This window comes from Deefgea piscis (assembly GCF_019665785.1).
In the GTDB taxonomy this organism is placed as follows: Bacteria; Pseudomonadota; Gammaproteobacteria; order Burkholderiales; family Chitinibacteraceae; genus Deefgea.
The window spans coordinates 894685-909091 of sequence record NZ_CP081149.1; the positions used below are offsets into that span (position 1 = coordinate 894685).

Annotated in this window: 15 protein-coding genes; 7 read left to right on the top strand and 8 right to left on the bottom strand. The window is 49.0% G+C overall.

Features of this window, described 5'->3' with window-relative positions; all coding sequences use genetic code 11:
- Positions 1–101 precede the first annotated feature (101 nt).
- From asd to K4H25_RS04265, 3 genes are all read left to right on the top strand, one after another.
- Positions 102–944 (top strand): archaetidylserine decarboxylase, encoded by an 843-nt coding sequence (asd, locus tag K4H25_RS04255; RefSeq protein ID WP_221022149.1) that lies wholly within the window; start codon positions 102–104, stop codon positions 942–944.
- 301 nt (positions 945–1245) lie between these two features.
- Positions 1246–1770 carry a hypothetical protein gene (locus K4H25_RS04260; protein ID WP_221022150.1) on the top strand — a complete coding sequence of 175 codons (525 nt, stop codon included), beginning with the start codon at positions 1246–1248 and terminating at the stop codon, positions 1768–1770.
- Positions 1771–2178: 408 nt separating this feature from the next.
- On the top strand, positions 2179–2646 hold the full coding sequence (locus K4H25_RS04265; RefSeq protein WP_221022151.1) for a hypothetical protein: 468 nt from the start codon (positions 2179–2181) through the stop codon (positions 2644–2646).
- Positions 2647–2869: 223 nt separating this feature from the next.
- Here the strand turns inward: K4H25_RS04265 and ilvC are convergent, their stop codons facing one another.
- The 3 genes from ilvC to ilvB form a co-directional block, all read right to left on the bottom strand.
- Complete coding sequence (gene ilvC, locus K4H25_RS04270; RefSeq protein WP_221022152.1) at positions 2870–3886, bottom strand: ketol-acid reductoisomerase; 1017 nt, start codon at positions 3884–3886, stop codon at positions 2870–2872.
- Positions 3887–4104: 218 nt separating this feature from the next.
- A complete protein-coding gene (gene ilvN / locus K4H25_RS04275; protein ID WP_173533214.1) occupies positions 4105–4596 on the bottom strand; it encodes an acetolactate synthase small subunit in 492 nt (163 codons plus the stop codon).
- 12 nt (positions 4597–4608) lie between these two features.
- Positions 4609–6369, bottom strand: a complete 1761-nt coding sequence (ilvB, locus tag K4H25_RS04280; RefSeq protein WP_221022153.1) for a biosynthetic-type acetolactate synthase large subunit — start codon at positions 6367–6369, stop codon at positions 4609–4611.
- Positions 6370–6765: 396 nt separating this feature from the next.
- Here ilvB and K4H25_RS04285 point away from each other — a divergent pair, with 396 nt between their 5' ends.
- The 4 genes from K4H25_RS04285 to K4H25_RS04300 are packed head-to-tail and all read left to right on the top strand — an operon-like array spanning position 6766 to position 8624.
- Entirely contained in the window at positions 6766–7332 is a 567-nt protein-coding gene (locus K4H25_RS04285) for an RNA polymerase sigma factor (RefSeq protein ID WP_221022154.1), read from the top strand.
- Positions 7329–7679 (top strand): hypothetical protein, encoded by a 351-nt coding sequence (locus tag K4H25_RS04290; protein ID WP_221022155.1) that lies wholly within the window; start codon positions 7329–7331, stop codon positions 7677–7679. The genes K4H25_RS04285 and K4H25_RS04290 overlap by 4 nt, the downstream gene beginning before the upstream one ends.
- Complete coding sequence (locus K4H25_RS04295) at positions 7676–8059, top strand: DUF3106 domain-containing protein (RefSeq protein WP_221022156.1); 384 nt, start codon at positions 7676–7678, stop codon at positions 8057–8059. Before K4H25_RS04290 ends, K4H25_RS04295 begins: the two co-directional genes overlap by 4 nt.
- Positions 8060–8066: 7 nt before the next feature.
- Positions 8067–8624 carry an RDD family protein gene (locus tag K4H25_RS04300; protein ID WP_221022157.1) on the top strand — a complete coding sequence of 186 codons (558 nt, stop codon included), beginning with the start codon at positions 8067–8069 and terminating at the stop codon, positions 8622–8624.
- A gap of 84 nt (positions 8625–8708) precedes the next feature.
- Here the strand turns inward: K4H25_RS04300 and lnt are convergent, their stop codons facing one another.
- The 5 genes from lnt to miaB form a co-directional block, all read right to left on the bottom strand.
- Positions 8709–10232, bottom strand: a complete 1524-nt coding sequence (gene lnt / locus K4H25_RS04305; RefSeq protein WP_221022158.1) for an apolipoprotein N-acyltransferase — start codon at positions 10230–10232, stop codon at positions 8709–8711.
- 33 nt (positions 10233–10265) lie between these two features.
- Positions 10266–11114 (bottom strand): CorC family transporter, encoded by an 849-nt coding sequence (locus K4H25_RS04310; RefSeq protein ID WP_221022159.1) that lies wholly within the window; start codon positions 11112–11114, stop codon positions 10266–10268.
- 60 nt (positions 11115–11174) lie between these two features.
- Positions 11175–11648: an rRNA maturation RNase YbeY gene (gene ybeY / locus K4H25_RS04315; RefSeq protein WP_221022160.1), complete on the bottom strand. Its 474-nt coding sequence runs from the start codon at positions 11646–11648 to the stop codon at positions 11175–11177.
- Between the two features lie 81 nt (positions 11649–11729).
- Positions 11730–12698, bottom strand: coding sequence for a PhoH family protein (locus K4H25_RS04320; protein WP_221022161.1), 969 nt, complete (start codon positions 12696–12698; stop codon positions 11730–11732).
- A 129-nt stretch (positions 12699–12827) separates the two neighbouring features.
- Entirely contained in the window at positions 12828–14171 is a 1344-nt protein-coding gene (miaB, locus tag K4H25_RS04325; RefSeq protein ID WP_221022162.1) for a tRNA (N6-isopentenyl adenosine(37)-C2)-methylthiotransferase MiaB, read from the bottom strand.
- Between the last annotated feature and the right edge of the window lie 236 nt (positions 14172–14407).

The window sequence follows — 14407 nt, forward strand, 5'->3', positions numbered from 1 at the left end:
ATAAGCATTTGAGGCAACATTGTAACTGACGTCTCGTGCCATCGGTAGCATGTGGGTAGATACGTTATAATCCGCGCTCTTATTTGTCCTAGGTGACTTTCGTGTCTGAGCGTCTATTTGTACTTTTGCAGTATGTCATCCCTAAGTTGGCGTTGACTCGATTGATGGGGGCCTTGGCCGGATTACGTGCTGGCCGCTTGACTCACGCCGTGATTACTCGCTTTGTCGCCAAATACCAAGTCAATATGGCCGAAGCGGCCAATCCAAATCCTGCCGCTTATGCCACATTCAATGAATTTTTTACCCGCGCCTTAAAAGACGGCGTGCGGCCACTGACCAATGCGCAACTGCTGTGTACTGTTGACGGGGCAATTAGTCAGTTTGGCCCAATAGAACACGGGCAAATTTATCAAGCCAAAGGCAAGCAATTTACCACCACGGCGTTATTGGGTGGCAATGAGGCGTTGGCCAAGCAATTTGAAAACGGCCTGTTTGCTACGATTTATCTCAGCCCAAAAGATTATCACCGCATTCATATGCCATGCCGTGGACGTTTGTTGGAAATGACTTACGTACCGGGCGAGTTGTTTTCGGTGAACCCAGCCACAGCGCGTGGCGTCGATGGCTTGTTTGCGCGTAATGAGCGAGTGGTGTGCGTGTTTGAAGCCGACAACGGCCATCCTTTTGTGCAAGTGCTGGTCGGTGCGACAATTGTCGGCAGTATGGCGACTACTTGGCACGGCGTAGTCAATCCGCCGCGCAGCAAATCGGTGTGGACCAAAGATTATCGCGACCAGCAAATCGTGCTGGAGCAGGGTGCAGAAATGGGCCGCTTCTTACTCGGCTCAACCGTGGTATTACTGTTTCCTGAGGGCGATTTGGAATTTAATGCCGATTGGAAAGCTGGGCGCAGCGTGCGCTTGGGTGAGGTGATGGCGGATTAAGTTGGCTGGTTTATTGCTTGGGTATATCCATGTAGCTATTTATTAGTAATGCTTGTATCTATATACCCATTATCTGTTGGATTACTGAGTCATTTTAAAGCCAACAATGCGCGTTTGTAGGAGCAGGCTTGCCTGCGAAGACACGGTTAATTAGAGCGATTCACGCTCATATTGGCATTGCTTTCGCGGGCAAGCCCGCTCCTACGGCGTGTTGTTGAGACTAATCAGGTCTTTTTATTTAGATGCATAAATCCTGGGTATAGATTTTGTATTGGGTTTTTTCGCTGCCAGTGAGGTTTAAATGAGTGCAGTACGAGTATTAGGCCAGATTACGATTCCTGAATCGCTTAAGCAAAACCTCGCCGAAATTCGGCAAACGCGCAGCTCGGCGTTTGCCGCCAAAGGCGTGATTGAGGTGCATTATTTTCCGCAAGGCAATCCTAATCTGCCGACAGGGGATGCGTGGCAACTGGATGCGGAAAAAGCGGCATTTGGCATCGCCTTATTAAATCGTCTGGGCCTCGCGCCCGAGTATATGCACGATGCCAATTTGATGGGTTATACCCAGCTTGATCCGCACACTGATATTGGCTTTTTGGTGCAAGACGAACCCGTCGCCTTTTTGCATGTGGTGCTGCAAGGCGAAGGCGTGCTGCGAATGACTGGCGCGAGCAATCCTCTCGAGCAAGCCACTGCGGTGAGTGAAGGCATGGTCTTTATCCTTAACCCAGAAATCGAACACGCTTTTGGCGACTGCCCCGATATTTTGTTTTCAATATCAATGGTCGTGCCCCGTTCGAAAATGGCGGAGTTGACGTTGGTTTGATGTTGGCTGATTTGCCATGCGTAGGGGGGAATAAGCGCAGCGCATTCCACCGTTTGGCTCACGTCATGCGGCGCAATGATCCCCAAAGGAATGATGTCATACGCGGTGCATCGGATTGGGCTTGATTGTGGCTTCCGATCCATCCATCCGTAAAAGTAAGCCCCAACGGGCGACAATGAGTGAAACGAATTGCGCCGAATAAACGTGGAACCACAACCCAGTGTGATTCAAGCATTACTCATTTTACAAGCAGATGGATTCAATTTACGCAAAAGCCGGTGCAATTCGCTAAAGCTCATTGCCCCCTACGATTTCGGCTTACTAGTTACAAAAGCATTACGGTGTACGTGGTACGATTGCGACTTACGAGTCGTGCTAATCGGCGATGGTCTTTTTGGAGGAGGATTAATGAGTTCAGTCAAGATAGGGTGTAGTGCTGGTACTTCTATTCGGCACAATACGCATATTATTATGGCCTCTTTTTTACTATCAGCATTGCTTGCTTATGCTCATTTCCAATATGGCTTTAAGTTTGCGCTACTTTTTGTGGCTATAAATCTGCTTGGTCTTTTAATTCATTTGGCAAGTAAAATCGAGTGTACTTTTGATGCTGAATTAAATGCTCTTTCCCTAGAAAAATCTATTTTTGCTTGGCGAGTGGCGAGTGAAAAAACGATGCATGTTTCTGATTTTTCTTATGTTTATGTGAAAGAGGGACGTTATTGTTATGAGCTTACTTTGTTTAGCACGATCCGCGACGAGTTGGTTTTATTTAATGTTGAGGCTGAGAATGCTGAGTTTGAGGCTCAAAGAGTGGCGGGCATTTTAAACATCATGAATAAAGGCGTGTTGATGTCAAAAGGTTTTTCTCATTAGCGCCGTATTTATGACTCTGTGATTAGAGTTAAAAATATACCGATTGATATAAGTAGATAAATAAAAAACCGGCGCGAAGCCGGTTTTTTATTTGACGCATCATTTTAGCGAGCGAAACGCGATTGGGCACGAAGATAGCGGCGACGTGTACGTTGAGTACACGAGCCGCGCAGCGAAGATGTTTTATTTTCTTCTTGGCTCAATCACGTTGCAGCCGCTTTTGTTAGTTCTTGGTTTGGTCAACGATTTTGTTCGCTTGAATCCAAGGCATCATTGAGCGCAATTTGTTACCCACTACTTCAATGCCGTGCGCGGCGTTGTTGCGGCGGGCTGCAGTCATTGATGCGTAGTTAGTTTGGCCTTCCAAGATGAATTGTTTCGCGTATTCGCCAGACTGAATGTTTTTCAGTGCTTGACGCATTGCTTTGCGAGATTCTTCGTTGATGACTTGTGGACCAGTTACGTATTCACCGTATTCAGCGTTGTTCGAGATTGAGTAGTTCATGTTGGCGATACCGCCTTCGAACATCAAATCAACGATCAATTTCAATTCGTGCAAGCACTCAAAGTACGCCATTTCTGGCTCGTAACCGGCTTCAACCAAAGTCTCGAAGCCCATTTTCACCAATTCAACCGCGCCGCCACACAATACAGCTTGTTCGCCGAACAAGTCAGTTTCAGTTTCGTCTTTGAATGTCGTTTCGATAATACCAGTGCGGCCGCCACCCACGCCTGAAGCGTAAGACATAGCGATTTCAAGCGCTTTGCCGGATGCATTTTGGTAAACCGCGATCAAATCAGGCACGCCGCCGCCACGGACGAATTCTGAACGTACAGTGTGGCCTGGTGCTTTTGGCGCGATCATGATGACGTCGAGGTCTTTACGTGGCACAACTTGGTTGTAATGAATCGCAAAGCCGTGAGCGAAAGCGAGTGTTGCGCCTTGCTTGATGTTTGGTTCGATTTCATTTTTGTACAATGCAGATTGGAACTCGTCCGGCGTCAAAATCATCACCACGTCTGCGCCAGCAACGGCAGTCGCAACGTCAGTTACTTTTAAGCCGTGTGCTTGCGCTTTAGCTACGGTAGCAGAACCAGTGCGCAAACCAACAGTCACATCAACGCCAGAGTCTTGCAAGTTGCAAGCGTGGGCATGGCCTTGTGAGCCGTAACCGATGATGGCTACTTTTTTAGATTTGATGATGCTTAAGTCGCAATCTTTATCGTAAGAAACTTTCATGTTATTTCCTTGGTTAAATGGGTATATGTTTGCAGGCTTTACCTGTAAATGGCTACAGGTAAATACCTTGTTAGTTTTTAATTAGCTAGCGGTTTCAGCAGGCTTGAAATCGTATTCTCGTAGGAGCGGGCTTGCCCGCGAAGACATTGATTGCAAAGCCACTTCACGCCGTATTGACACTGCTTTCGCGGGCAAGCCCGCTCCTACAGGGCTAATCGTTATAGTTTCAAGATCCGTTCGCCACGGCCGATGCCTGAGGCTCCGGTGCGCACGGTTTCTAAAATCGCCGATTGGTCGAGCGCATTGATAAAAGCGCTAAGCTTTTCACCGGTGCCAGTCAGTTCAATCGTGTAGGTTTTTTCAGTCACGTCGATGATACGCCCACGGAAAATATCCGCCATGCGTTTCATTTCGTCGCGATCTTTGCCGGTGGCGCGTACTTTAATGAGCATCAGTTCACGCTCAATGTGATCGGCCTCGTTCAGGTCGATCACTTTAACCACTTCGATCAGCTTGTTGAGCTGCTTGGTGATTTGTTCGATCACATCCTCTGAGCCATGCGTGACAATCGTCATACGGCTCATGGTTGGATCTTCGGTGGTTTGCACCGTCAGTGAATCAATATTGTAGCCACGAGCCGAAAACAGCCCCGTCACGCGCGATAGCGCACCGGCTTCGTTTTCAATCAGGACAGATAAAATATGGCGCATGTTCATCTCTCCTTAGCAAAGATTGCCGTAATCACGGTTGTTTTCAAATGGCACAAGCTGCATTGATTGCATATGCGGCGGCAAGTCCATTTGGTTGAGCCCTTTGCCGTTTTGGATCATTGGGAACACATTGGCTTTTGGATTGGTTAAGAAATCCATAAATACCAAGCGCTCTTTCATCGCAAACGCTTCGCGTAGTGCTGGCTCAACGTCGGCTGGCTTGGTGATTTGCATGCCAACGTGACCATAAGCTTCAGCCAACTTCACAAAGTCAGGCAATGCATCGACATACGACTCAGAATAACGCGTGCCATAGAAGAATTCTTGCCATTGGCGAACCATACCCAAGTAGCCGTTGTTTAGATTAATAATCTTCACTGGCGTGTGGTATTGCTTGCACGTCGACAATTCTTGAATATTCATCTGGATTGAGCCGTCGCCGGTGATACAAGCCACATCGGCATACGGATTAGCCAGTTGGGCACCCATCGCAGCAGGTAGACCAAAGCCCATCGTGCCCAAGCCGCCAGAGTTAATCCATTGGCGAGGACGGTTAAAATGATAGTACTGCGCGGTAAACATTTGATGCTGGCCGACGTCCGAAGTAATAATCGCTTCGCCACCGGTCACTTCAAACAGTTTTTGCATCACAAATTGCGGCTGAATAATTTCGTCGTCTTGTGGATACCACAAGCTTTTCGGTGCACGCCATTCGTTAATTTGATCCCACCACGCATTCAATGCTTTTTCGCTTGGACGGGCGTTGGTTTCTTTTAGGATTGCAATCAGATCTTTCAGTACGTCTTTCACGTCGCCAACAATCGGCACGTCGACTTTAACGCGTTTGGCAATCGACGATGGATCGATGTCGATTTGCACAATTTTTTTGCTTTGCGACAAAAACTGCGCCGGATTAGAAATCACGCGGTCATCAAAACGAGCGCCGATGGCGATAATGGTGTCAGCGTATTGCATCGCCATATTTGCTTCATACGTGCCATGCATGCCAAGCATGCCGACAAACAGCGGATCCGAACCTGGATATGCGCCCAAGCCCATTAGCGTATTGGTGCATGGCACATTGAGCATGCGCACCAACTCAGTCACTTCTTCTGAGGCATTGCCCAAGATCGCGCCACCGCCAACATAAATATATGGGCGTTTAGCTTGCTCGAGTAATTGCGCCGCTTTTTTGATCTGCCCTGGGTGGCCTTTTACTGGCGGGTTATAGCTGCGAATAGCGACCGATTTAGGGTATTCAAAAACCGCTTTGGCTTGCGTCACATCTTTAGGAACGTCAATCACCACAGGGCCGGGACGACCGGTAGTGGCAATGTAAAACGCTTTTTTGATCGTCGTTGCTAGATCTTTAACGTCTTTGACTAAGAAATTATGCTTCACAATCGGGCGTGAACAGCCAACCATATCGACTTCTTGGAAGGCGTCTGAGCCAATTGACGGCGTACCGACTTGGCCAGAAATCACCACCATTGGAATCGAATCCATAAACGCCGTTGCAATGCCAGTTAAAGCATTGGTGGCGCCAGGGCCCGATGTAACTAACGCCACGCCAATTTTATTGCTGGATCGTGAGTAAGCATCAGCGGCATGGACTGCGGCTTGTTCATGGCGAACGAGTACGTGTTTGAATTTGTTTTGTTTGAAAATCGCATCATAGATTTCCAAAACCGCGCCGCCGGGATAGCCGAATACAAATTCGACATTTTCTTCGGCAAGACAGCGCGCAAGAATTTCAGCGCCCGAGATCTGCATGGGATAAGTCCTGAGTCAATCGTTGATCGGTTAAATGCAAGCTGCTAGATAGCAGCAGGCGACTGTTGAAGAGCAACAGCCAACGCCGCGCTTGTAAGCTTTATCAGCTTATCTATTTAAGAACGGGCATTTTATTTACTGGACTTGCCGCAGTTCACTGGCTTGTGGCCATCAAGAACGAAGTGTGATGCGCTTGCGGTGTCGATCCAGTGCCCCTGCCGTCTGTTTAAACGACCGGTCGCTATAGTGACTTTGTGTAGGGGATTAAAGGTATACGATCGCTTATATTTTGGCAAGTTTTTCTGGCTGAATATTTTTGCTTTTGTTAGTATCAATCCCCTGTTTTTGCTGGCTATTTGGCAGCAGTTTTGCGCGTCCCTGTTTTGGAGTCCAAGTTTGGCAAGTCAGCAGCAATTAAATGATTTTTTAGCTAGCGTTGAGCGCCGTGCATGGCGGCAAGCACAGTACGCAGTGCGCGATCATGAGCACGCTTTGGATATTGTGCAAGATGCAATGCTGAAATTGGCAACGCGTTATGCTGACAAACCCGAATCTGAATGGCCGATGTTATTTCAAACTATCTTGCAAAACACGATACGAGACTTTCTACGTCGGAACAAATTACGTCATTTTTGGGTGAGTTTATTCTCTAAATTCTCTTCTAATTCCGATGATGAGGCTGACTTAGCTGATCCGCTATCCTATGTCCCGCACAATAGCGAGCTCAATCCCAGTGCAGAACAGGCGGTATTACAGCAGCAAAATATGGCCTTAATCGAGGAAGGGCTGGCTTTATTACCGCCACGTCAACGCGAAGCCTTCTTGCTGCGTTATTGGGAGGAGATGGATGTGCAAGAAACCGCGCAAGTGATGGGCTGCTCTGAAGGCAGTGTTAAAACGCATTGTTCGCGCGCTTGTCATACCTTGGCCGATTGGCTTAAACAAAGGGGGCTCACCCTATGAATGAATTTGATGAAGCAAAGCAGCAGCATTTAGCACAATTGAGTCGGCAGGTGGCTGATGCGCCGATTCCTGAGGATATTCGTGCCCGTTTAATTCAGGCCCGCCAAGCGGCGGTAGCGCAGGCGGCTTTACCGCATTCTCGCGCGAGTGGCGTGTGGGCACTCGTTTATTCACACCCCAAAATCAGTATGGCGAGTTTGTTCATGGTGCTGATTATGAGTGTGACTTTACTGCAACAGCAGCAGTCAAAACCGATGACGACGTCGATTGATTTGGCTTTATTAAGTAGCGATGTGGCGATGGACGATTTACTTGACCCTACTTTATTGGACGCGCAGTCACGATGAAACGATTGATCATATTGCTGTGTACGCTGCTGTTTTGGAGTGCTGCTGCGCAGGCGGCGCCAGCTTGGTCGGAATTAACGCCAGCTCAGCGCGAAGTATTAAGCGCCATGCAAACGCAATGGGATGGTTTGCCCAATGAAGATCAGCAACGATTTTCAGCTTTGGCTTTGCGCTGTTCACAAATGCCGCCACATCATCAAGAAAAAATGCGGGCGCGTATCAATCGATGGGCCACATTAAGCCCTGAGCAGCGTGAGCGCGCGCGCGAAAACTATCGACGCTTGCAAGCGATGTCGCCAGAAGAACGACAAAAATTGATGCATCAGCGCCATCAACGTCGAGCCAGCCAAGCTTGCTGTAATTCACCAAAAACTGAGTAGGACCAATATGTTCATTAGCGCGGGTTTAGCACGCCGTTTTGTGTCGTTTTTGTATGAGATTTTATTACTCACTGCCTTATTACTGATTGCCGAAGGGCTGTTTCAAGGCGGTTTTCAGCTGCTTTCTGGGCAAGCGGTGACCGAGTTGAGTGCATATCCTTGGCTCAATGCGCTTAATTTTGCGTGGCTGACCTTGGTGACCTTGCTGTATTTTGGCTGGTGCTGGATGCGTGGTGGGCAAACCTTGGCGATGAAAACTTGGCGCTGCCGCTTGCTGATGCAAGATGGCGCCAATTTAACGCCTAAAGCGGTGTTGATTCGCTTTGTAGTGGCGAGCGCCTGTTATCTGCCTTTATTGCCGATTTATCTGCTGGCGCGCAAACAGCCCGAATATCAACTGGGCTTGTATATTGCGGGCGGCTTATTTGTATTGCCGTTTATTTGGGCTGTATTCGATAAGGATAAGCAGTTTGTTTATGATCGTTTTGCCAAAACCCGCACAGTGTTTTTTCCCAAAGAAGTGCCATCAAAATACGCCAAGCTAAGTCAGGATGAGGCTGTTTAGTCAATTGGGTTAAAGCACCGCGCATTTAGCGATGAAAAACCGTTGTGACTGGCGAAGCAGTGCAACGGTTTTTTTATACCGGTTTTAATCTTGGCGACTGCGCAAAAAAGCCAGTAATAATAGCGCCACCAAAAAGCCAATCACCGGTTTATCACCGGCCCACTGATACGGCGTATGGCCTTGCATATGGCGAACTTCACCCTCTAAAACCGCTTGGGTTTGCTCGGGCAAGCTCTTCACAATTCGGCCTTTGGCATCAATAATCGCCGTTTTGCCGGTATTGGTGGCGCGAATCAGATAGCGGCCGTTTTCTAGCGCGCGGGCGCGCGCCATTTGCGCGTGTTGTTCGGCCGCCCAAGAGCCATCAAACCACGCCATATTGGTAAAGTTAGTCAGCAATGTGGCGTTGGCGGCGTTAATGCGGATTTCGTCGCCAAAAACGTCTTCGTAGCAGATATTGGCAGCGATCAGCCCGCCATTCATCGTCAATGGCGCTTGCGCCAATGGGGCGCGCTGAAAACCGCTCATTGGCATTTCGAGCATTTGATACGCCCAGCCAAATAACCACGGCAGCGGAATGTATTCACCAAAGGGTACCAAGTGCGATTTGGCATACTGTTCTTGGGCTGGGTTAGCTAAATTCACCACGGAATTTTGATACTGATCTGGCTGTGGTCCGCGCGTGGCGACGCCCATGAATAGCGTGGCGGATTTTTGCTGAGCGATTTGGCGTAGTTCTGCCAAATAGTCAGGCGGGATCTCGTTAAAAAACGATGGAATCGCCGTTTCTGGTAGCAAGATCAGCTGGCCTTTGGCGGCCTGAGTGAGTGTGAGGTAGCTTTTTAGACTGTCAAAATAAAAATCGCTATTCCACTTCATGCTTTGCCCGATATTGCCCTGCAAAACGCTGACTTTGAGTGGCTCGCCGATGGCTTGCGTCCAATTGATTTTTTGCAGTAATTGGCTGCTACTGAATAATGCGATTGCTAAGCCGAGCGCAATTTTTTTATCCAATAAAAATACGCCAACGCATAAAGCCATTAACCAACCTGCGCCATAGCTGCCAATAATAGGGTATAGCCCACCAAGCCAATCAATCTGAGCGCTACCGACCGATGCCCATGGAAAACCAGTAAATAGCCAACCGCGCAGCCATTCACATAAAATAAACATCGTTGGCGCAATCAGCGTAAAGCGCCAGCTATTGCGGCAAGGGATTTTCCATGTGAGCCAACCGGCTAACATCGGAAACAAGGCTAAATAGGCGGCAAACAATAGCACTGCGCCCGCAGCGGCGAGTGCTGGCATTTTGCCGTGGGTATGTAAGCTGATGTAAATCCAGCCGGCATTGGCAACGAAATACCCCAGTCCCCAGGCCAAACCCGGCCACAATGCTTGCCGTGCTGAACCGGCGTTTTGCCAGCCAGTAAATAAAATCCATAGCGAAATTGGCAGCAACCAAAATTGCGACAAAGGCGCAAAAGCGGCGACAGCGCTAGCGCCGGCAAGGCATTGAATGAGCAGTAATAGATAGCGGTTTTTAGGCATGGTCTTAAAAGCGAAGTCGCGCTGCAAGGTGGTTTGCAAAGAGGAGGTGGCTTGGATCACGACGCATTATTTTTATCGTGATCCATCGATGACTTAAGCTTCGTGATGATCAGTGATTTTTTCTAGCAAAATCGAATGCACGCGGCGGCTATCGGCGCGCAAAATCAAGCAGTGGTAGCCATGGCAATCGATGCTTTCGCCACGCTTAGGCACATGACCAAAGCAATCCATCATCACCCCAGCAATGGTGTCGAATTCATCGGTTGGAAAGCGGCTGCCGATGGTTTCATTTAGATCAGTCAGTTCGGTCACGCCTTTGACGCGCCAATGGCCTTTGCGATCTTGCACCATATTGTCTTCGTCTTCATCTTCGTCGTATTCGTCTTCGATATCGCCGACGATTTGTTCCATCACGTCTTCAATGGTGACTAATCCGGCAACGCCGCCGTATTCGTCGACGACAATCGCCATATGGTTGCGATTATTCCGAAAATCTTTAAGTAGCACATTCAGGCGTTTGGCTTCGGGGATGTACACCGCAGGGCGCAGCATTTCGCGGACATTAAATTCGCTGTCGCTGGCATAAAACCGCAGCAAATCTTTGGCGAGCAATACGCCCAATACATGGTCTTTGCTGCCGTCGATGACTGGAAAGCGCGAGTGGGCAGTTTCAATGACAAAGGGGATAAATTCGGCGGGGGAGTCGTTGATGTCGATGACATCCATTTGCGAGCGCGGCACCATCACATCGCGCACTTGCATATCACCTACATTGAGCACGCCTTCGATCATGCCGAGGGCATCGGCGTCGAGTAATTGGCGCTCGAAAGCAGTGTGGAGAATTTCAACCAGTTCGCCGCGGTTTTCCGGCTCCCGTAACAGGAAATGGGTCAATCTTTCTAATAAGCTGGGCTTATAACTCGGGGACGGAACGTCGTCCATAATGCGTATTGCTCCTATGGGTGGATGGCAGGGCTGGCCCGCAGCGATCAATGAGCGAAATTATTCGCGCTCGGTCAGATAAGGGTCATCATAACCCAGCTGCGTGACAATTTGGGTTTCAAGCAATTCCATCGCTTCGGCCTCTGCTTCTTCAAGATGGTCAAACCCTTGTAAATGCAATGTACCGTGTACCACCATATGGCAATAATGCGCCAATAAGGGCTTGCCTTGCTGCTGCGCTTCACGCTCAATTACCGCACCACACAACACCAAATCGCCCATTAATGGTTGGCCGGCTAGCTGTGGCAATTCGTCATCAAAAGTAAAGGTCAGCACATTGGTGGCGTAGTCTTTTTGTCGGTAATCGCGGTTCAGCGTTTGGCCTTCGTCGGCATCAACAAAGCGCAGCGTGATTTCAGCGTGCTCAATTTGCGCGGACAAGGCGGCGCTCACCCATTTTCTTAATAAACTTTTACGTGGAATGGGGCTGTTGCAGCTTTCGTTTTGAATGGCGAGCTGGATTTGGCTTTTCATTGTTGCGACGATCTTCTTTACAAGTGTAGGGTGGGCTTTAGCCCACCGAATTGATTGATGCGTGGTGGGCTAAAGCCCACCCTACGGTTTATCGCCTGCTGTGCGTTTGGCTGCGGCTTTTTCGTAAGCGGTAACAATTTTTTGCACCAGTGGATGGCGCACTACATCGGCAGCGGTGAAGTGGTGTATGCCAATGCCGCGCACGCCTTGCAAGACTTCTTGCGCGTCGGTCAGGCCGGACTTTTGATGCTTAGGCAAATCAACTTGCGTAGCGTCGCCGGTAATCACCGCTTTGCTGCCAAAACCAATCCGCGTTAAAAACATCTTCATTTGTTCTGGCGTGGTGTTTTGCGCTTCATCCAAAATAATAAAGCTGTGGCTTAGCGTACGACCACGCATAAACGCCAGCGGGGCGATTTCGATAATTTGTTTTTCAAAAAGTTTGGTTACTTTTTCTACGCCCATTAAGTCGTACAACGCGTCGTACAGTGGCCGCAAATACGGATCAACTTTTTGTACTAAGTCGCCCGGCAAAAATCCGAGCTTTTCACCGGCCTCAACGGCAGGGCGAACCAAAACTAATCTTTGCACGGTATCTCGCTCTAGCGCATCAATGGCGCTGGCTACCGCCAGATACGTCTTGCCGGTACCGGCAGGGCCTATGCCAAACGTAATGTCGTTGTCGGCAATGGCTTTGATATACACATTTTGCCCCGGCGTGCGCCCGCGTAAATCACCGCGTTTGGTGCGCAATTGCGGCACGGTGGGGTCGATAATTTGCGCGTTGGGATTACGCAAGATTTCCATCAAACCCAATTGCACTGCATCCACATCAAGCGGGGATGCGCTGTCTTCGTAAAAGCATTCCAGCGCATCGAGCGCCTGACGAACTGATTTTAATTCGCCTGAAACGCGAAACGCTTCATTGTGGCGATGCACCGTGACATCAAACGCCACTTCGATTTGTTTTAAGTTTTCATCCAGCGCGCCGCATAAATTGGCTAAACGCAGATTATCGATGGGAGTGAAATGCAGAGTTTCTGTATGCAAGGTTTAATTCTCTCTGGCTGGATCAGTCTGGCGCATCGCCAAAACATCCAGATTAATCGCTTGGTTTGAGCGATGGTGATGGATATCTTGGCGAAGGGATCTCTTGGCAGCGTGCTCGCAAGCGCGGATTTATTCTTTAATAATGATTTCGCCGCGCAAGCTGCGTGGGAAGGCATCGGTAATGCGCACTTCAACAAACTGATTCATCAGGCGTGGGCTGCCTTCAAAATTCACAATGCGGTTGTTATCCGTGCGGCCAGCGAGCTCGGTTTTGTCTTTTTTGGCAAAACGCTCCACCAACACACGCTGCACGCTACCAATCATCGATAGATTGATCGCTTCGGCTTGTTGCTCTAGGCGTTTTTGCATGCGTTGCAAGCGTGCGAGTTTCACTTCTTCTGGCACATCATCCGGCAAATCAGCCGCTGGCGTACCCGGGCGACGGCTGTAAACAAAGCTGTAGCTAGTATCAAAACCCACGTCTTCGATCAGCTTCATTGTGCGCTCGAAGTCTTCTTCGGTTTCGCCAGGAAAGCCGACGATAAAGTCGCTAGAAAAGCACAAATCAGGGCGCGCTTCGCGCAATTTGCGAATCACTGATTTGTATTCCAGTGTGGTGTAGCCGCGTTTCATATTCACCAATACGCGATCCGACCCCGCTTGCACCGGCAAATGCAATTGCGAGCACAGTTTTGGTAGCGTGCGGTAGCAATCGATAATCCGCGCCGTCATTTCTTTGGGGTGGCTGGTGGTGTAGCGAATGCGCTCGATGCCGGGGATTTCGTGTACGTATTCCAGTAAAGTCGCCAAATCGGCGATTTCGCCAGCGTCTTCGCCATCCAAAATCACGCCGCGATAGGCGTTCACATTTTGGCCGAGCAAATGTAATTCTTTCACGCCTTGCTGAGCCAAATGCGCAACTTCGGTCAAGATGTCTTCAAACGGGCGTGAAACCTCTTCGCCACGCGTGTACGGCACCACGCAGAAACTGCAGTATTTAGAACAGCCTTCCATAATCGATACATACGCCGCGCCGCCTTCAACACGAGCAGGCGGCATGTGGTCGAATTTTTCGATTTCGGGGAAGGAAATATCCACTTGGCTAATGCCAGATTTGCGTTTTTCGGCAATCAATTCAGGCAAGCGGTGCAGGGTTTGCGGGCCAAATACAATATCCACATACGGCGCGCGCTTGATAATCGCATCGCCTTCTTGCGAGGCAACACAGCCGCCCACACCGATGACGATATTTGGATTGGCCAGTTTAAGCTCACGAACACGGCCTAAATCGGAGAATACTTTTTCTTGCGCTTTTTCGCGCACGCTGCAGGTGTTAAATAAAATAATGTCAGCTTCATCGACATTCTCGGTTTTCACCAAGCCATCGGCGGCATTGAGCACGTCAACCATTTTGTCTGAATCGTATTCATTCATTTGGCAGCCGAAGGTTTTAATAAAGACTTTTTTGCTCATCGCTTTCTTCTATAGGGGTATTGGTTTTACTGCTTTTATCAACAAGGGCTATGTAGCAATACCCTTGGAATGCAATAAAAATAAGAATTATTTTGGTGTATTGGGCAATGTTGCCAGCAAAGACTAGGCCGTGATTTTAACGCAAATCGACCCACAAGCGGCGCTCTTATGACATGGGATTTGTTACACAGGGTGAGCAGCAGCAAGCAGGACTGCCGACTTGCGCAATAGCGTAG

Excerpts from the sequence above, each read along its gene's own strand:
- K4H25_RS04295 (WP_221022156.1), top strand. The coding sequence starts at position 7,676 with ATGAAACGATTGATCATATTGCTGTGTACGCTGCTGTTTTGGAGTGCT.
- ilvC (WP_221022152.1), bottom strand. The coding sequence starts at position 3,886 with ATGAAAGTTTCTTACGATAAAGATTGCGACTTAAGCATCATCAAATCT.
- ybeY (WP_221022160.1), bottom strand. The coding sequence starts at position 11,648 with ATGAAAAGCCAAATCCAGCTCGCCATTCAAAACGAAAGCTGCAACAGC.
- K4H25_RS04265 (WP_221022151.1), top strand. The coding sequence starts at position 2,179 with ATGAGTTCAGTCAAGATAGGGTGTAGTGCTGGTACTTCTATTCGGCAC.
- K4H25_RS04310 (WP_221022159.1), bottom strand. The coding sequence starts at position 11,114 with ATGGACGACGTTCCGTCCCCGAGTTATAAGCCCAGCTTATTAGAAAGA.
- K4H25_RS04260 (WP_221022150.1), top strand. The coding sequence starts at position 1,246 with ATGAGTGCAGTACGAGTATTAGGCCAGATTACGATTCCTGAATCGCTT.
- K4H25_RS04290 (WP_221022155.1), top strand. The coding sequence starts at position 7,329 with ATGAATGAATTTGATGAAGCAAAGCAGCAGCATTTAGCACAATTGAGT.
- ilvB (WP_221022153.1), bottom strand. The coding sequence starts at position 6,369 with ATGCAGATCTCGGGCGCTGAAATTCTTGCGCGCTGTCTTGCCGAAGAA.
- K4H25_RS04300 (WP_221022157.1), top strand. The coding sequence starts at position 8,067 with ATGTTCATTAGCGCGGGTTTAGCACGCCGTTTTGTGTCGTTTTTGTAT.
- miaB (WP_221022162.1), bottom strand. The coding sequence starts at position 14,171 with ATGAGCAAAAAAGTCTTTATTAAAACCTTCGGCTGCCAAATGAATGAA.
- ilvN (WP_173533214.1), bottom strand. The coding sequence starts at position 4,596 with ATGCGCCATATTTTATCTGTCCTGATTGAAAACGAAGCCGGTGCGCTA.